General features: G+C 55.0%; 19 protein-coding genes and 1 pseudogene. 7 read left to right on the forward strand and 13 right to left on the reverse strand.

The window, feature by feature from the left end; all coding sequences use genetic code 11:
- Positions 1–113 precede the first annotated feature (113 nt).
- Positions 114–1,703 carry a BCCT family transporter gene (locus tag HFX_RS17190; RefSeq protein ID WP_004061036.1) on the reverse strand — a complete coding sequence of 530 codons (1,590 nt, stop codon included), beginning with the start codon at positions 1,701–1,703 and terminating at the stop codon, positions 114–116.
- A gap of 338 nt (positions 1,704–2,041) precedes the next feature.
- On the opposite strand from HFX_RS17190, the gene HFX_RS17195 reads away from it, so the two are divergent.
- Positions 2,042–2,374, forward strand: coding sequence for a 2Fe-2S iron-sulfur cluster-binding protein (locus tag HFX_RS17195; protein WP_004061035.1), 333 nt, complete (start codon positions 2,042–2,044; stop codon positions 2,372–2,374).
- 125 nt (positions 2,375–2,499) lie between these two features.
- Here the strand turns inward: HFX_RS17195 and HFX_RS17200 are convergent, their stop codons facing one another.
- The 3 genes and pseudogenes from HFX_RS17200 to HFX_RS20385 all read right to left on the reverse strand — a co-directional run bounded on the left by HFX_RS17200 (position 2,500) and on the right by HFX_RS20385 (position 4,822).
- Entirely contained in the window at positions 2,500–3,096 is a 597-nt protein-coding gene (locus tag HFX_RS17200; protein WP_238547497.1) for a DUF998 domain-containing protein, read from the reverse strand.
- Positions 3,097–3,186: 90 nt separating this feature from the next.
- Complete coding sequence (locus tag HFX_RS17205) at positions 3,187–4,053, reverse strand: UbiA family prenyltransferase (protein WP_004061033.1); 867 nt, start codon at positions 4,051–4,053, stop codon at positions 3,187–3,189.
- Positions 4,054–4,242: 189 nt separating this feature from the next.
- Positions 4,243–4,822 (reverse strand): annotated as a pseudogene (locus HFX_RS20385) (hypothetical protein).
- Between the two features lie 711 nt (positions 4,823–5,533).
- Here HFX_RS20385 and HFX_RS17210 point away from each other — a divergent pair.
- Positions 5,534–6,685 (forward strand): signal peptidase I, encoded by a 1,152-nt coding sequence (locus HFX_RS17210; RefSeq protein WP_004061032.1) that lies wholly within the window; start codon positions 5,534–5,536, stop codon positions 6,683–6,685.
- A gap of 41 nt (positions 6,686–6,726) precedes the next feature.
- On the opposite strand, the gene tafC is transcribed toward HFX_RS17210, so the two are convergent.
- From tafC to tafA, 3 genes are all read right to left on the reverse strand, one after another.
- Complete coding sequence (tafC, locus tag HFX_RS17215) at positions 6,727–7,830, reverse strand: TafC family fimbrial protein (RefSeq protein WP_004061031.1); 1,104 nt, start codon at positions 7,828–7,830, stop codon at positions 6,727–6,729.
- Complete coding sequence (locus HFX_RS17220; RefSeq protein ID WP_004061030.1) at positions 7,827–8,387, reverse strand: DUF7344 domain-containing protein; 561 nt, start codon at positions 8,385–8,387, stop codon at positions 7,827–7,829. The genes tafC and HFX_RS17220 overlap by 4 nt, the downstream gene beginning before the upstream one ends.
- 194 nt (positions 8,388–8,581) lie before the next feature.
- Positions 8,582–9,217, reverse strand: a complete 636-nt coding sequence (gene tafA / locus HFX_RS17225; protein WP_231512979.1) for a fimbrial protein TafA — start codon at positions 9,215–9,217, stop codon at positions 8,582–8,584.
- Positions 9,218–9,340: 123 nt separating this feature from the next.
- Here tafA and tafE point away from each other — a divergent pair, with 123 nt between their 5' ends.
- Both tafE and HFX_RS17235 read left to right on the forward strand, forming a co-directional pair.
- Entirely contained in the window at positions 9,341–9,919 is a 579-nt protein-coding gene (gene tafE / locus HFX_RS17230) for a TafE family fimbrial adapter protein (protein WP_004061028.1), read from the forward strand.
- A gap of 203 nt (positions 9,920–10,122) precedes the next feature.
- Entirely contained in the window at positions 10,123–11,232 is a 1,110-nt protein-coding gene (locus HFX_RS17235) for a hypothetical protein (protein ID WP_004061027.1), read from the forward strand.
- Positions 11,233–11,498: 266 nt separating this feature from the next.
- Here the strand turns inward: HFX_RS17235 and HFX_RS17240 are convergent, their stop codons facing one another.
- A complete protein-coding gene (locus tag HFX_RS17240; RefSeq protein ID WP_004061026.1) occupies positions 11,499–12,632 on the reverse strand; it encodes a DUF5305 domain-containing protein in 1,134 nt (377 codons plus the stop codon).
- A 230-nt stretch (positions 12,633–12,862) separates the two neighbouring features.
- On the opposite strand from HFX_RS17240, the gene HFX_RS17245 reads away from it, so the two are divergent.
- The 3 genes from HFX_RS17245 (at position 12,863) to HFX_RS20650 (ending at position 15,144) form a co-directional block, all read left to right on the forward strand.
- The gene (locus HFX_RS17245; protein ID WP_238547498.1) at positions 12,863–13,756 is read left to right on the forward strand and encodes a hypothetical protein; all 894 of its coding nucleotides are present in this window, start codon (positions 12,863–12,865) and stop codon (positions 13,754–13,756) included.
- A 291-nt stretch (positions 13,757–14,047) separates the two neighbouring features.
- Complete coding sequence (locus HFX_RS19830; RefSeq protein WP_155844702.1) at positions 14,048–14,194, forward strand: hypothetical protein; 147 nt, start codon at positions 14,048–14,050, stop codon at positions 14,192–14,194.
- Positions 14,195–14,850: 656 nt separating this feature from the next.
- Positions 14,851–15,144, forward strand: coding sequence for a histidine kinase N-terminal 7TM domain-containing protein (locus HFX_RS20650; RefSeq protein WP_081603746.1), 294 nt, complete (start codon positions 14,851–14,853; stop codon positions 15,142–15,144).
- A 774-nt stretch (positions 15,145–15,918) separates the two neighbouring features.
- On the opposite strand, the gene HFX_RS17250 is transcribed toward HFX_RS20650, so the two are convergent.
- From HFX_RS17250 to HFX_RS17270, 5 genes are all read right to left on the reverse strand, one after another.
- Positions 15,919–16,143, reverse strand: a complete 225-nt coding sequence (locus HFX_RS17250; RefSeq protein ID WP_014732752.1) for a hypothetical protein — start codon at positions 16,141–16,143, stop codon at positions 15,919–15,921.
- Positions 16,144–16,248: 105 nt separating this feature from the next.
- Positions 16,249–16,575 (reverse strand): NifU family protein, encoded by a 327-nt coding sequence (locus tag HFX_RS17255; protein ID WP_004061023.1) that lies wholly within the window; start codon positions 16,573–16,575, stop codon positions 16,249–16,251.
- A 307-nt stretch (positions 16,576–16,882) separates the two neighbouring features.
- Positions 16,883–17,305, reverse strand: a complete 423-nt coding sequence (locus tag HFX_RS17260) for a metal-dependent transcriptional regulator (protein WP_014732753.1) — start codon at positions 17,303–17,305, stop codon at positions 16,883–16,885.
- Entirely contained in the window at positions 17,302–17,853 is a 552-nt protein-coding gene (locus tag HFX_RS20720) for a DUF7260 family protein (protein ID WP_004061021.1), read from the reverse strand. The genes HFX_RS17260 and HFX_RS20720 overlap by 4 nt, the downstream gene beginning before the upstream one ends.
- Position 17,854: 1 nt before the next feature.
- Entirely contained in the window at positions 17,855–18,013 is a 159-nt protein-coding gene (locus tag HFX_RS17270) for a hypothetical protein (RefSeq protein WP_004061020.1), read from the reverse strand.
- Position 18,014: the final 1 nt, after the last annotated feature.

An 18,014-nucleotide genomic window follows, 5' to 3' on the forward strand; every position in this document is an offset into this window, starting at 1 on the left:
TTCGAGACGCCAAAGGGGTCTCGTCATCACGAAAGACGAAGGTCTTTCCAACGACCCCGAGACACTCGGCCTGCTCCACCTGTAGAAGTCTATTCCGTTCCTAGAATGCTCACTCAGTCGTCGCTCGGTGTGCTCGAATCAGACTGCCGAGTGAGGAGCGTCTCGCTCTCTACGTCGATCTCACTGGTATTCTGTACATATCCTTTCGCGACGACGTAACTCCCGTATAGGATGACGAGCAGGAGTAGTGAGAACGGAAGCGCCATTGTGACCGAAAGCGACTGGATGGAACTGAACTCTTTGAGTTCGAGCGACATCATTCCGAAGAAGGCCAGTAATGCCCCCCACCACGCGCGGTTTCGAGGGTTCGGATTTTCGTCGCCAAGCGTAATCGCGGAGATCATGAACACCGCCGAGTCGAGCGAGGTGATGATGTATCCTGCAATGACGAGCACAAACAAGACCGCCAGTACCGTCCCGAAGGAGGTGATTTGCAGGGCCTTCGCGATTGCTGCAGGCTTGCCAGCAGCGGCCATGATGTCAGCGACTGGTTGCTGGTACCCCGGCGCAAGTACCCACCCACCGATGAGTAAATGTTGAATCCACGTAAGGAACGTCGGCACCACGACAAGTACGACGAACATTTCGCGGATGGTCCGGCCCTTCGAGACACGGGCAACGAAACTGCCGACGAAGATACTCCACGCGGCCCACCACGCCCACCAGAATCCGGTCCAGTTTGCCGCCCAATTACCCGCGGATGTCGGTGCCGTGTAGAGCGTCAGCCGGAACATCTCGCTGAGCCAGACACCTGTCGCATCGAGACCGAGTTCGAACATGAAGACAGTCGGACCGACCACGACGAGCAAAGCCATCGAGAGACCGATCAGTAACATCGTCACACGGGCGGCATTACGGATTCCTTTTCTGAGCCCGAGCCAGACGTCACCGAGAAAGACGACGCCGATAAGCGCGAAGACCGCGTACGTCAGAACTGTTGCTTCGAGGTTGAACACTCGTCCGAGAATCGCTGCCATCGTCTGTGCACTGAAGCCGAGCGTCGTCGATATTCCGCCGATGGTAGCAATGACAGCGGCTAGGTTGACCGTCCAATAGAGACCGGGAATGCGGTCTTCGTCGATGACGGCGGTGAGCATCGAGCTAATCTTGTACTCACCGACGCCGTCGGTGTAGACGATGATTCCGAACGCCATCGCGACGGGGAGATACCACATTGCAAGGCCAGGGAACACCTCGTGAATGAACATAAACGCCAGTGCCATCGCCTCTACGGACGCACCTTGGACGGGATACGGCTTTGGCGGAGGACTGCTGACGATGGAGATGGGTTCTGCGACGCCCCAAATGAGAATGGATGCACCGAACCCGACGGTGAATACCATCGACAGCCAAGAGAACAAGCCGAACTCCGGTTCAGCATCGGGACCACCGATTCGGAGTTTCCCATACTGCGAAAATACCAGTAGTAGGACGACAATTAACAGCACGAATCCGAGTAGGATGAACCACCAACCGAAGTAATTGAGGACCCACGTCTTCGCACCGATGAGCGTGCTACTGAGTACTGACGGCTTCAGGAAACCAAACCCACCGAGAGCGAGCATCACGCTCATCGCTACGACGAACATAAGCTTCTCGGGCCACGAGGCCTCTTCGAGGCCCAAAAGGTACCACGTTTTCATTTTCTGTTATCCGGTGAAAGGGCTGACTCTGTCGAAGCGTTTTGAAATACGATGTCATCTGCGAGACCAATACTGGCGTTCTCAGTATTTCGAATCACAGTCGGATATACCAACAGGCCAGGGGTATCCATCTGAAAAAGCCGTTGTCTCTAACGGCGTTCGTAAGGTGTTACCATCACGATTGTCTCGCTGTCTCGCGGTGTGAGCTACGCGGACGTTTCTAGTGAGTGAGGCACCAGAAATTCTCCATGTTCACCTTACTGTGTGATATTTCATCTAATTCATATAGCGGACGAACCGGTCAAACGTATTTGTGTCTTGTAGTGCTATGTAAACACATGCCAACGATAGAGTTCAAAGGTGAAACGATTGAAGCCGACGTTGGTGACAACCTCCGTCAAACCCTCTTAGATGCTGGCCTCTCCCCGCATAACGGGAAAGCGCAGTATACCAACTGTCGCGGCAACGCGCTTTGCGGAACATGTGCCGTCGAAATCGTGGAGGGGGACGTCAGTAACCCGACGGGTAAAGAACGCCGTCGTCTCAAGTTGCCACCTCATAGTCTCGACTCCGGACTCCGGTTATCGTGTCAGCTGACGATTGAGGATGACCTCGTTGTCGAGAAACACCCGGGCTACTGGGGTCAGAAAATCGAACAGAACGACTCCTGATAGGGGGTGTCGTGGTGAATATACGCTGTGAGCACGACCACTCAAACCGATTACTAATTGAAAGATTCAACAAGGCACTCAGGAGAGTTAGGGTCGAAGTCCGGATTCCGTCCCCAGCGCGTAGTTCACGCGGTACGACAGCTGTCCCTCGGATTCTGGAGAAGTTGATAGGAGAAGATGAGGAGCGTTACGTCGTACTCAGCGATTGCAATTAGCTCGGCGATTGCCAGTCCGTCGAACGTGTGTATTGCGAGCAACGCAAGGAAGGTTCCAGACACAACGACGCCAGCGAACAGCCGGGCATATGCAACACCTCGATAACTCAGTGACACGGCGAGTAGAAATACTCCTGTTCCTCCCGAAAGCGCAAGGCCCAGAGCGTACGATTCAGGAAGTGTGACGCCATTTGAGCGGTATCCAATCAGAAGGAGCGCTATGCCGGTCAGCCCGAAGAGTACGACCCCACCCCGGCTGAGGCGGGTCTCACTTTCTCGAAAGACTTGAGTACAAAAAAAGAGCAAGAGAACTCCGCTAACGACCAGTCCACCATTGTAGACAAGCGTGAGCCGAGCCGAGCGGCGACCCAAGTCAGAGAGTGAGTGGTATTGTAGCGAAAACCACGGATTCGACAGCAACGATACGGTAAGAACGCTTCCGGACAGTATGACTATGAACAGCCCAGCGTACGCTCCAGCCCTCCGCCATGACAGCTTACTCGTCATGACTCCTGTGAGAAGACTACGGTCCAGTATGCGTGTAATGCTTTCGAGAGTGTAGTTCACAACCTTATCCACGCCGTCCTCTCGGGTCGGTTAGACGAACGGGTGGAACCACACTGCGGCGATGAGACTGGCCAGAAACAGGTAGGCGCCACGGATAAGCAACATCGTGGCTAGTGTCGGTGATTTCCGCCACGCAATCGCTGCTACGGGAGCAAAGACTCCGACAGCCAAAACAGTACTCGGCGGGAAGACACCGCCGACAGCGAATCCCATGACGAGTCCCAACCCGACCGTCATTATCCCGTACGCTACTCTTCGGGCGGTGTCTTGCCCGAGTACCACTGCGACCGTCGGCTTACCGATTGAGGAATCGTAGGTGTAATCTTGGGCATCGTCGATCGTCTTTACCCCCGAGAGAAGGACGAGAAACACGAGTCCAAATGCAAGTGATTCGAGTGGCACTATCCCACTCTGCACATATGACGCGCTCACGATCGTTAGAGCGATACCAAGCGGGTATCCCATGGTCGCTCCGATTGGATGCATATCCAATTGGGGTGCATGCAGGTAGCCAATCACCCATGTCGGCAGCGTGAGCAGTGCCGCCCCCGGTCCAGCGAGAGCCCAGAGACCGATGAGCGCGGCGATGAACGCAAGTGCCGCCCCAGCGAGTGCAATCCGACATCCGGTGACAGTCAGGGGGTGATCGTCGTCCTCGTTTCGGACGTGAAAATCCACGTACCCGTCTTTCACGTGGGCCGTATAGACTGCACAGAAGATGGCGCCCATGTGGACGGCCCCGACGAAGAGTGAGAATTCACCAGCGAGGATACTCCCGAACCACGACGCGGCAAGTGGCGGCAGCATGAATACGGGATGAATCTGTGAGAGGAAAGCGCGAAGAACAGCCATAGGCCCGGAGCCGTGCCGCGCAATCGCGTTGTTTCGTGTGAACATCGTGGAGGTTCTCTTTCGTGGGTTGATTGGAGCTGTTCACCCGGTCTTTGGGAGACTATTCGTCAGTGTGACATATACTGTTTGGGGCACAGTCTATAGTAGCGTTTGCAACTGGTGACACAGCCGATTGCACGACACCGGTCCATCGAGCGATTGATGTGGTCGTTGGAAGCTATAGTATTGTGTGAATTATAGAAAACACTTGCGGACAATTCCGAGACTTCTAGCCCACGAACTGTGAAAGCGGTCAATTCGGATTTTAAGGGAGTGAAACCACCTTCGATGAGGTTTCGTTCGACGTAGTCGGGCCGACTGCTCAATCCTAATCGGGCGATTGCAGTCAGATAACCGTAATTATCGACGAGGAACACAGCCTCTGAGAGGTCGTGTTTCTAGGTAAGCCGATAGAGAAACACAGTAGCTGGACCGGTCCCTACCGTCCAAATGATTCGACATCGAGAATCAACTTTGTCTCGATGTATATTGTATTGCATAGTCAATACTATTCACCACTGATCTTGATAGTAGTTTCGTCGACCGCAACCCGCTTCGGCGTTGCCTCAGGTAGGTTGTGTCAGCTGTCATCCAGCCGATGTACTCTGTTCCAAACCACTTGATGAGTCCGTTGAACGTCGAGAAATAGAAGAATCTCTTTTTTCTCTAAAGAACAACTGGTCGCGTGGAGCTGGACGGCGACCGCCCTGACGGGCGTCCTCAGAACGCAAAGCGTTCTGATGGGCTGCCCGCAGGACCAGCGGTTCTGTGAGATGCGAACGAGACGCGACGCGTCAACGAACGGCGTCAGCCGTGACGTCCACTCGCGAATCAACGGCCCCCGAGGAGACAATGAACGACCGGTGAAAAGAGTAGTAGTGGAATGCCAGTGGGATTCGTGGCGTTATTGCCATGGCAGGCAGCGCCATCGAACAGTGCCCCGTATTGATACATGAACACAACTATCAAAGGGGTAGTTAAATAGGAAACAATTGTCTAAGGGGAAAGTTGTGGTGTTCTCTGAATAAACCAAATTCTCCGGTGTGGTACTCCTCAGCACTGCGAATATAATGATAATAATTAGCATGGGGTGCAATGACATTCTGTGGCGTATCCGTACCGCCAACGCACCGAGAGTCGGTGCGATGTGCCTCCAGAGACAGAAACCCGCGGCGCAACGAACAGCGCCTTTTTCATATCTCTGGTACAGAACATCTAGACCCCGGAGAACGTCCCTTCAGTCACTTCCGAGCCAAAGCTCGCCCGGCTACGGCGGTGTCTGAAAGCAAATCCGAAAGACTGTCAGCCAGTGTACGCTCGGTGTTATCAATAAGAAGTAGATGGAAACGAACACTCCGGTCCACAGGTTCCGTTTTCGTCTGGGAACGCTTACTCTTCGTATCGTATTCGGCATCGGTTTGGTTTCTGCTATATGAACTATCCACGGCTCCGCTAGTTTGAAAACCTGCAACTAAGTAGAGAGTGTATGTTGCGACAGTTCGTCGAGGATTTTTTCACCGTCGTAACCACGCTTGTCGTCATCTCGCTCGTGGTCGGCCAACTCCTCGGCCAGCCCGTCCTCTTGGGATACGTCACGTCTGGGAGTATGTCACCGACACTGAATACGGGTGACGCGTTCGTCGCCATTCCCGAACCGTTGTCGGGCGAGATAGAACCGGGCGACATCATTGTTTTCAACGCTATCGAACTGCATGGAGGGGGACTGACGACACACCGAGTCGTCGAAGAGACCGAAACGGGCTATATCACGAAAGGAGACAACAACCCGTTTCGGGACCAGAGTAGCGACGAACCGGTGGTAACTGATGACAGAATTGTCGCGACAGCGCTCCAATTGAACGGTGGTGTAGTCCGAATTCCGGGGCTCGGAACCGCCATCACCACCGTTCGAGACACTGTGTCGGGCGGACAAACGGCTTTGACGACAGCACTCGGCGTCGATGCACCGTTCGGGACGCAAGGGTTAAGCGGCTTGTTTATCTCCGTCGGACTCGTGTTGTTCCTGTTCATTTTTATAGATGATTTACGGGAAGGACAGACCCGTGGCCGAGACCGAGAGCGTTCACGAACGGACAGTGAGGCTATCGACGGTCGGTGGGTTGCGCTCGGGTTGGCGTTTCTCGTACTCGTCCCAGCGAACGCCGCGATGTTGGCACCGAGCGGAACTCATCAGGTAGTTGTCGACGGGGATGATGTGTCCGGAGACATCGAACCCGGCGACCAGGTCGAAAACGGATTCACTGCCAAGAACAGTGGTCTCGTAACGATGCTCATTTTCCTCGAAACGACACATCCTGACGCGGAAATGAGTCACAGCAAACTGGTCGTGCCGCACGGTGAATCGGTGACAGCGACGCTGTTAGTGTCGGCTCCACCGCCGGGTGAACAGACCGCCGTGACGGTTACCGAGCGGCGCTACTTTTTGCTCCTTCCTCAGGGAGTCATCGAGCAGTTACACTTGATACATCCGCTCGTGGCGATTGGCGTATTCAACGTGCTGATACTGTTGAGTGTCTCTGCGATGGTCGGCGCAGTGTTCGGGTTCGGCTCGAATCGAATCCGAGATACAGCCCGTGACATTCCACTCAAGCGTCGGTTAAAGCGTCTATTCAAGTAGAGTAAACAGCTCGGGTTCGGGCAGAAAAAGGACGATATCCCTCACCAGTCGACGTCGTCCTCGTCGTAGAGGTCCCGGACTTGTTCCGGCGTCAGTTCGCGGTCGTAGATACGGGCGTCATCCAACCAGCCGGTGAACCCATAGTCGAGTTTGCCGCTCGGATCGACCCCGTTTCCAATGCGTAACGGCTGGTTGGACGGTTCTGCGTTGGGAACACCAGGGACATCGTGGAGTTCCGTATCAACGTACACGCGATCTCGCTCCGCGCTGTGAGTCCATGTCAGTAGTTGCCATTCACACGGTGTAACCGAAACACCGGTGAGAACGTTCTTCTCCGTCGTCTCGATTACAATCTCGTGGTGTTGGTCGCTGAATGGCTTCTCCGCGATAAAGAACTGATAGCTGTCGTCACCAACCGAGTTCCACTTGCTAAAGAGCCTCGAAAGAGTACTTGTATGTACCCCTGGTTGATACTTCACCCAAACTGAAAGCGTAAACTCGGACGTCAGGTCTAACGCAGTGTCATCCTGAATTGTCAATACGTCGCAGCCGTGCCCGAAGTACAGTGCCCAGTCTTTGGCCCAGGGGTCGATTAGCCGAGACGATGGCCACGAACGGCGACTTCGTGTCGCACTGTGGTTGCTCCACTCGTCGGCGAGTGTAGTCCTACTCGGCTTCTCGTCGAACTTCCACCAGGCGACTTTCGGATCCTCGCAGACGACCGTGAACTCACGAGTCAACTCGACCTGTTGGTCGTTGCCGCCGGCGGTGATGGTGAGGTCGATAGTGGTAGCCTCCTCTCGCGGGCACGACAGCGTTGCCTCGATATCACCTTGTTCGCCGGGATTGAGCTGCCTCGGCGTCTCCACATCGAGGATCGGTGCGTCTATTGGAACGTCGACGCGGAACCATGTGAGTGGTTCGTCGAACCGATTTGTGAGTGTCGTGAGTGTCACACTGTCGCCGTCACTGCCTTCGATGCGTGTTCCGTCGACCCCGAGAAGTGCGCTCGAATCGTCGGTGGTTCCGAGGGTGCTTGTTCGGTCGGCGTCAACCGTCGTGAAGCCAGCGCTATCGACGGCAAGCATCCCCGCACCGGTAGCGAGGAACGCGAGTGCACTCCGGCGAGTCCACTTCCCGGTCATTCTCTAACTTCCGGAGGCCTGTCGGCTTCTCCCAACCGCATACTTCGGTTCTGGTAGACGTGATACGCTGCAGAACCTAGGAAGAGGAGCGAGATGAGAGTGGCCCACGCAAGTTTCGGAATCCACTCGGGGAACACACCGACCCAAACGGCAGCAACGAGTGCCAACGCGACCGCCGAAAGCCCGAGGTAGTACTCGGCCCATGGAATCGAATTGCCCGGGACGACATCCAGATAAACATCGAGGTCTGTCGCCTGCTCTGTCAGTGTAATCGTACCGTTATCGTGGGTAATGACGCCTGCGCGTTCCAGCGCCGGGAGGTGAGTCTGCTGCATTGAGGTGTACACGCGGTGTCGCTCTGTAGACGTGACTTCGTGGACGACTTTTCCGTTTTCCCACGCCGCGACCTGTTCTGCGAGGTTCGAGAGTTCAGTTGGTCCGTCGTTCTGCTTTATTGCGTGGAGAGCGTACCGACGGCGGTGGTTACTCAAGAGACCGTAAACGTCGTCACGGGAAACGAGACTCTCGTCTGTGTCTGCCCTTCCCAACTGTACCATAGACATAATTTCAGATTCCTTGGTAATACGCTTTCTCGTTACGTTCGGCTTTCATGTTACTCTGATATCAGACAGGTGTCACTAAGGGAAACGACACCCCGGTTGACCACGATATCGACGCGGACCCCTTCCGTCGGACGGTTGAAAACTGCCCGCCCGGACGAATAACCCATGTACTCTACGGACGGTCCGGATTAGACTTCGCTGATACGAATAGTCAGCGTCTCGCTCTCCGTGCCGCTCTGGCCAGTTTCAAGCGTTGCACCAAACTCAGACGTTGTATCCGCTGCGACTTCCTCGCTGTGTGGGTTTTGGCCCCCAATCTCTGTGAGGAACGTGTTGCCAGATTCGAGTTCGACGCTGAACTTCTTGCCGTTTCCGTTACCGTCGCCGTTGTTCACCAGCGTAAAGAAGCCGCTGGGGTAGGTGTACGTGCTGTTCGGCAGCAGACGCTCGTCGGTACCGCCCTGTTTGTACCCGAAGACGACGGTCACGTCGTTGGCAATGAGACTCACGTAGTTCTCGTCGATATCCGCAGTTCCGTTCGCATCGAGCGTGTCATTGCTGGTGGGGAACAACGTCGTGGGGTCGGTGACCAGGTCATCGTTACTGTCGCGCAGGGCGACTTCGTCAGCGGAAGCGTCCACGAGCACGTCCGTGAATTGGTCGGCAATCTCCGACCCGTCGTCGTCGCCGTTGTCGTCGACGCCAACGACGTTAACTTCGACTTCGCGCGTCGCCTCGACGGTGCTGAATGCACCCGAGCCGAACGCCGCGCCAGTTCCGATACCAATCGTTCCGATAAGCCCCAGTACACTTCTGCGGTTCATCTTCATACTCATCCATTGACGGGTACCAACTTACTAATGACCTGCGTTAGACGGCCTAAACTGGAGGTTAAACGGTCTAACGCTGTTCAGTAATAAGACCCTGTACGAGAGACATCGAGGAAGATGAAGCGAAGAAGTCTCCTACTCAGTATCGGTGCCGCCAGCGTTGGAACGGGGGCAGTGTTCGGCTCCGGTGCGTTCACCTCTATCGAAGCGGACCGGAACGTCAACCTCAAGGTCACCAACGACAGCGGGTCGGCACAGGTAAGCTTCGACCAAGGAAGTGGCGTTGGCGCGGATGCAATTGTCGGGACAGACAACAGCGAGTCCGCCGAGGTGATCAAGTTCGCAGAGACGAACCTCAACGAACGTGCGAAGACGACGTTCACGGACGCGCTCGAAATCGACAACAATGGTGGCACCAAGGTAGATTTGTACGTCGACGACAGTACCGAGGGTATCGGTGACGACCCGAGTAACGGCGAAGTTCTTGATTTCCGGGTCGACGGGTCTTCTATCGTCGGTGACGGTACGTCGGGGAACGCCATCGAACTCGGAGCCGACGGGAGCACCTCCGGCGGTGAGAACACGGATGTCATAGAAGTGGACATCGTGGTCGATTTACTGGATGACAATGTCGACGGAAGCAGTCTCAAGGATATCGATTCCGTGACGTTCGTTGTGGAAGCGAAGCGTAACTGAAACGAAAAGCAACTGAAAACGAAGCGTACCTGAAATCACAACGCGCTGCAGGCGCGAACTAAAACGTTAGAACGAACACAGAGTTCGCGAACGCAGTACGGAACCCGCAAACACACCGTACAGGCTTCGAACGGACCCCAAGGAAACCACAGATTTGGGACGCCTGAAACAAGCGTGCCCCCCACAGCAGAATAATCACAAGTATGAACCGGACGCTCGTCGCCGTCGTCGCACTCGCCGCTCTCATCAGCGGCACAGTCATAGCGACAGGAGCCTTCACAACTGGGGACGAAATCGCGCCAGCGGACGACTCAGAGGTGTATCTCTCCGCAGCGGACACGGAAAACGGTCATCGCTACGTCGAGTACGACGACAACGGGCAGATACGACTCCACCTCTCACCCGTCCTTCCGAACAGTCGGACGCGAGTGAACGATTTATTTGTCGTCGGGTTTGCTGGCTACGAGAACAGCAATAACAGCACAACAGTTCGACTCGGGAGCGACAGCGAGCGAATAACGATTCACCGTATGGATACCGGCGAGCGCATCAACGGGGAACCCATACTGCTACAACCGAACGAGTCCGTGCTGTTCGGTGTAACCGTCAGCCCTGAAGACCGTGACTTCACAAGCGAAGTCACCGTCGAAGCGACCGTTCCTGAACGGGAATCCAATCCCGATGAAGACACGGACGAGGATACTGACAGTGATGACGATGACGACGACGATGATACCACGGACAGGAATGATGACGATACCTCCTCGGGAGATGGAGATACATCCGGACAGTCAGATGGTGGAGATACGACCGGTAAAACTACGACCGACACCAGTCCTCCGGATTCGGGCGATGGGAGTACTACCGACGAACAACCGCCGACGGCCACGGACGACACCGAACAGCCGGTCGAACCTAGTGGATTTATCTTCGGCTTCACCCCCGTGTTCGGTGTCGCGTGGGTGTGGTGGTTCGCACTCGGCGGGGTCGCTGCAATACTCGCGAATTACCTCGTACAGACACGGCACCACGGGGTGCTCCCTATCTTCCAGATGGAAGAGTCTGCACGCCGCCGCCGTCTGAAAGATGTCCTCCGCGGTGAGAGTGTGGTCGGTCTGGGTGTGGTTGTCCTCTCGATACTGGTGGCGCTCTCTCTGTCGAGTGCCGGAATCACTGGAGTGCCACAGCTGATTGGCACGCTCCTCTGTTCCGTCCTCGCCGGAAGCGCAACGGGCTACAGACGCTTGCCAGATATTCGCGTCACCAAACGCACAGCAGACGGTGACCCCCTCGATCCGGACCACGAGCCCTGACACCGCTGGCTGGTGATTACGCGGAGAGGAACGGGTTTCGCTCGGTGCTGTATCCATCGTCCTGAGCCGGTTGCGGTCTGTCGTCTAAGTACCTCGATGATCTGAGTCGAGAGCGCGACATCTGATTCTGAGATAGGAGTGTGACGTCTGAATCTGAGACGAGAACTAACGTCTAGATTTGAGACGAGAACTAACGAGAACTGTTTCGGGCGTGCGGAGATTGTTGTTTCCCGTGGTAACCCGACCCTGTTCAGCACAAAGCGTCGTCAGGACCCATCGGAGTCGTCAGTTCGGCCTTCGTCGCGGTTCCAGAAGAACTCGCCGTTGGTCTCCGGTTCCGGCGGGCGTCGGTACCGGAACAGTCGGTCACCGGTAAACACGACGAACTCATCGCCGCCTCGTTGTTCGATGACGCGGTTGTCCGTGTCGATAGCTACGTCGACCAACCCCTCAAGCGAATCGACCGTGACGGACCAGACGTCGTCTCCGACCTGATCGATTTGTCCGGTCGTAATCCAGTCATTGAACTCCTCGCGGGTCGACTGGTACGCCAGCCATCGCTGTTCACGGTTACTCAGTGAGAGTTGACCGGTAGACCGAGCAAAGACGAGGAATCCCGCTCCAACCGTGCCGAACAAGAACAACAACGGACTACCGACCTGCCGAAGGAGGCCGTAGTCGGGGTCGACAGTTACGTCTACGGTTCGCTCATCACCGTGGGTTATTCGGTCCGCGTCTTCGACGCGATAGCTATTCTGACTTGGATCAATCGGGAGGAGATACGTACGAGTAGTGTCTACGTGTTGGCCGTTCCGCGTTCCCGAAAGGTCGACCCGCGCAACGACCGTCATGTCGAGTTGACCGGGAGTCCCACCGTGTTCTCGGTCGATACGCCGAACGGTTTCGGCTGCATCGCTGATATTCAGCGAGAAGGGAATCGTCATCGACTCGTCAGGAGATAAGGATTCGTCGCGCCCATGGGCTAATGTCTGCTTGACCTGCCAATAGACGAGTTCGTCGGGCGAACCGGCGGACTCAACCGAGCGATAGCGCACGAGAACCGTCGTGTCTACGGCAAGATTACTCTCGTTGCTGACGCCGTACGTGTAGGTGAATGAGCCGCTCAGTAACGGAGCGACATGAGTCAAATAGACCGAGCGGTCTTGGAGAACGGTCCCCTCGACAAACGCCGACGTTCCATTGCGTACCGTAGCATTGTGAGAAAATGAACCGCTTGACTGCCACGAGGAGAGCTGTCGGGTCGCTGTATCCGTTCCCGGTTCGACGTGCGTGGTGTACGTCAAGTAGCCGCCAAGTGCGGCGATAACTAAGAGACAAACGAGAATCAGGCCGTAATTATCAACGATTGTCTTCGTTGTTTCACGTTGCCAATTACTCATTGAATATGATACGACTATGTAGGTAAATAAGGCTTGATACAGCCGATAGCGTATACGTCCGTATTCAGGCGTGAGGAGTCGATTAGTGGAGTAAACAAAACTAACATATGTGGGGAAACCGCCGTGCGTCACCTGGGGTGGCACAGTTCCGCATCGCTCAACTCGAATATCAGTAGTGATACCACCGACAGAAACATTATACGATTCGGGTTGTTATATATAATAAGAGCGTGCGCGTCGATACAGACAAGACGAGAAGGAGGCCGTCGTTAGTGCGACTGTTCAAAGAGCGCACGCACCCAAAAGATATTGCACTTATTCTCACGTTCCCCGTGATACTGACACTTGTTCACCAACTGCCGTTGGAACTCCGTGAGTCTCTCGTGTTCGACTACACCGATCCGACGCTGCTGACCGCGTTCACGTCGTCGTTCGTCCACTTAGAGACCGGTCACCTGTTCACGAACGTATTCTTATACTTTCTCGTCGTACCTGTCCTGTACATACTCGGTGTCGTAAGCGGAAGTCGACGGCAGTTCCACGTGTTCGTGATAACAGTATTAGTTGCATTTCCTCCAGTACTATCGTACATGAACCTTGCAATCACTCGGTCGTCGGTCACATTTGGTTCATCGGGTATTGTGATGGCCTTCGCGGGGTGTCTGCCGCTCGCGTTAGCCGACTATTTTGAAAGTGAGTTCGGGATAGGGCCAGTAGACACGTTCGCACCGATGATGTTCATCACTAGCGTCGGACTCATTTCAGTTCTGAGTGTGCAGTCCGTCATTCCAGAGAACTCCACGGTGTTAGTCGGGACCGCTGGGCTGATACTCGTCGTACTGCTCACTATCCTGCTCTATGTTATTTCAGCATACAAACAAGAAAATGACGTTCGTTCGAAACTCCGTTCCAGTGCCGAGGCAACCGGCTATTTCGAATTGATTATCGTCACCGGGTTTTTGTTCGTCACGATTCTGCTCGTTGCATTTCCGGTTGACCCCACAACAGAGGGCGGTATCTTAAATCTCTACGAACACTTTGTCGGCTATTCGTTGGGGTTCATTGCATCATTCACAACGGTCGAGTTAACGAGACGAATCGAGCGAAGAGACGTGTTCTCGTAAGTCGTCAATCCGGTTGCTGAACTTCTCGGAGGATGAGCCGTCCACGTGAACGAGCAGTCAGACTCGTATCGACCCGGCCAACCCGTGGCGAGAGACAGCTATTCGAGCAGATATGCTCCGGTTCAGAGATACCCACGAAATGCGGCGAGCGATATCGACGGACACGACTGGAGTCGTCTTGTGTCAGTGAACACTGACAGTCTCTCGTGTTAAATAATTCAATTAAATGATGGATGTGTCGGTTTCAGTTCGTACGAGCCCGAATCTCTCGCTCATCAGTAAGGTCACAGTATGGTCCCTCCACTCCGTACTGTCCTACTCGGTGAGCGCTTCGAACGAAACCCCGACTTGCTCACCGCAGTCGTGCTCTTCGGTGGCACGTTCGCTGCCTACGCGATTGGCCTGTTTACTGTTGCGGGGTCGTCTTCCTCCCGATGAACGCGACGTATGCGAAACTCGTCGCCGCCATCGGCTACCTCACCAGACTTGGCTCCGCCCACGTCCGTGGAGTACACGCATAAACCAATCTGCCTCCTAAACAAGGTGTTAATTCCCAAACGTATCCCTGTGTCCAAGTAAATGACGTATAAAACGATAGTATATCGATTACCAGCCACTGTGGGTAGCACCGCTGCTCTCGTCAACCGAGAGATACACAATTTCGTACCGACAGTGTGGTTCGCCGTCGAAATTCCAGACCCTCGGGTCTGTTCTCACCGCCTTTTCTCAACACACTATTCGGGGTCGAATTGAGGGATGCCGTTAACATCCCTGGAAATAGCCGATTGTCGGCAAGATTACCTGAACCATGAACGAACCTGTTTCGAAAGTCGAAGCTGTAAATGGCATGGAATTTCGCTAGGGGCAGCTAGTAAATTAAAGTCACATTTACAACTGTATAGGTGTAAATTTAGAATATCAGGAATGTGAGTGTCAATCACTGACGAGATTGGCCGAATACCGAGCTAACCGAGCGTTCGACAACTCAGCCCCGTTCGTCTCAGCAGTATCTGACTCAGAGGGATGAACCCTTCCGTGACATCGAGACAAAGCTTAAGTATTGTGGGAACTAAAATGTATAACCACGTCCATCCATGAAATGGCAATTCTCTCCATATCTGCTCTTGCTACTCGTTGTGTTTGGTATCTCGCTACTCGTGGCGGTAATGGCATGGCACAACCGCGACCGCCCGGGCGGTCGCCCGCTTACAGCTCTCGTCCTCGCAACTGCATGGTGGTCGCTTTCCTACGCAGTCGGCCGATCAGCGAGGTATCCCCACCCGTTGCCGACGTGTTCGACCCGCAGCCAGACTCACCGACGCGCGCTGAAATCACACCCTCCGATACCGAAGGCGAGTCGCACTACGAGATTCGGATACTGCCATTGAGACGAGAGGACGCGACCAGAGAGCGGGGAGACGAACCCTCCCGAGCGGAGTTCTGGTAGAAGACACCGACCGGAACGCGCTCATCTCGAACCCCGCGCTCAGTGAGGACCTCATCGGTTCGCACACCGACGACGTGCGCGACCATGGGGTTCGACCCTCTCTCTGAAAAACTGCAGGACTTGCTGGCCAATCCGGCCGAAGTCGTCGCCCAGTCCGAAGCGATACTTGAGCGGCGCGAACGGCTGTCTTGGATTACACCGGGATATCTGTCGAGACTTCACATATAGATTGTCAGTAAAAACCCAATTCTCGATACATAAAATCATAATTTGAAAACGTATATTGAATATGTTTACAGAATTTGTATACAGTATTCGTGAATCAGTCCAGCGTATACCACACCAACCATAGACGCAACGACACTGTCACGTCGCAGTAGCAACTTCAACAAAATCTAGGGAAACGGGAAGAGAAACGAGACCGGTTGTCACAACCTGCATAACTATTTCTTCGCCAACGCGGTTCGTAGTCCCCCAGAGTACGTCAGACGAACACTGGTTGAGAAACCACTAAGTAGACAGTGCCGATGGGACGACTTCTAACACGTACTCGGGTACGCCGGCATCGGACTCGTGATTCTCATCTTCGGGACGGCAACCGCCAACTACCTCACATAGGAACCGGCACATCGGAATTCGTCGGGCTCGTCGGTTTAATGATTATCGGGGTACTCGCACCGCTACTCACGTGGTGCCCCGCGCGCAAACTCAGTGTCTACCGCGTCATCAGCGATGTCTGGTTAACTCGCCGGTGAGGACCCGTTCTCGTCGAAAGCGAACCGTAGTGTTCGAGTGAGTCGATGAACTCGGGAGTAAGCGGTGGTTGCACGGTGTTACCACTATATCTCTCGATGACATCTTCAAGCTGCGCGAGGTCGCGGAGTTCTTGGTCGCTGAGACACCACTCGCTGTTCGTGAGGTCTTTGAGTTCACGGTACAAGTGACTGAGCGACGCCGAGTTGGTTCTGACCACGTCCGGACTGGTCAGTCTGTCGCATGTCGGGACGAGAGCGACGGAGTCAAGCCTCGTCGTCCGGACGGTCGCTTAGAATGGGGGGTTGTAGTCTTCGTACTCGTCCATGTCCTCCATCTCATCAGTCTTCGAGGGCATCACCGCAGTACGCTGACCGCCGGAGCGGACGACTTCGACATCTTCGAGACCAGTGACGCTCTCGGGGAGTCGGCGTTCGATGGCCTTCATCGTCATCGGGGCGATGCCACAGCCCGAACAGGCACCGCCGATCGCGACGGTCGCGGTCCCTTCTTCCTCATTGATGTCTCGAACCTCGAAGTTACCACCGTGTTGCTGGATTTGCGGGACGTTGTTGTTCAAATAGTTACGCGCCTGACGTTCGAGTCCTTCTGTGCTCATAGCAACTATTCATATTCTCTTAACTATCATAAAGCTGTTGTTTTAAGGGGTCCTAAAATAGCTCTACTCAGAATTTCTAATCCCTGAATCTCTCATTCTGTATATCGTCCTACTTGTTTGCTGGCAATTTTTCGTACTGCCTAAAAGCTAGATTGTATCCCGGGGTTCGCTTATTCGTACATAGGTCGAACCACTGAAGGGTCTCGCCCGTTCATTCCTCGCGTGTTCCACTGCAGGCACAGTTTATCCATACCATTCTTGCCGTGGGATTTTGTCAAGGTGGCTCGAACTGAGAGACGGCGTCCCGTTAGCAAGACTCGTCCTCGTTGACTGTAGGCGCTGGTTCATCGAATTCGGGTGTGGCCGTTCCCTCGGTGTCACAGGGGAGCGTGGCTGCGAGCCGCTTCGCAACCGTCGGACTGACCAGCCCGGCCAGTTCCATCGCCTCCGTCTCGTAGTCATCGAGTTCCAGCACGCCCCGGAAAAACCACGAGACGGTCACGTACGTCTCGTGCAACTGTGCGGTGTGCTTGCGTCCTGACTCAGTCAGCGTCACACCGTCGTAGGGCTCGTAGGACACGAGCCCATCGTCCGCGAGTCGCTGGAACATCTCTGTCGATGCTGCTGGAGACCTGTCTAGCATCTCCGCGACGACACCAAGCGGAATAGGCGGGTCGCGCCGGTGTTGTGCGATGTAGAGTGCCAAGAGATACTGTGGTGCCCCACTCATCGTGTCTCAGAAGATTTCTTTGTGTCGTCTGTGTCGCTAGGTGCAGTCGAATCACCGATTGGTGCCTCGTCAGTGGGCGTCTCATCGAGCTCGAAGGGCGCTGCATACATCCATGCCCGCAGTCGAGCGCGCTTGTGTCGGGGACTATCGTCCATGAGTGAGACTCTCCTGACCAGCTGTCGCCGTACTGCTTGCTGACAACCCACACAGGTATCGTCGAGCCGAGCGCCTGTCGCCAACACCGGATAATCCCTCGGGGAATCTACCGGAAAGCCCTGGGAAATGTACGGGACTAGACTCCAGTGGCTGATGCCGACACCTACACCGTAGTTCGTCGCGCCGTCAAGGAACGACTGGCGCTGGTCTGCAACGTCCTCACACCGAACGCGATACGCTGTGGGCGTCTCGTGACGACGTTGCAGTTCCTCGAACCCGAGTTCGGTCAGCAGAGTCTCGTCCACCGTGGCGCTCCGCCCGAAAATATCCTTGACGACAGCTACAGCTGCTCCCAACTTCGAGGCTTCCCAATCAAGTACGCGGCCCGGCATCTCAGTCTCCGCTCGTCACCGTCGATGCGGCCGTCTCCGTTGAGCCGCTGCCACCGGTACAGTCCGTGAGCAGGCCGCCGCCGACGAGTGCACCGCTGTATTTCACGTACTCTTTGTGTGTCGGTGTGTCAGTCGTATCGCCGCCGTTCGCGTCCGTCATG

Source organism: Haloferax mediterranei ATCC 33500, assembly GCF_000306765.2.
Lineage (GTDB): Archaea > Halobacteriota > Halobacteria > Halobacteriales > Haloferacaceae > Haloferax > Haloferax mediterranei.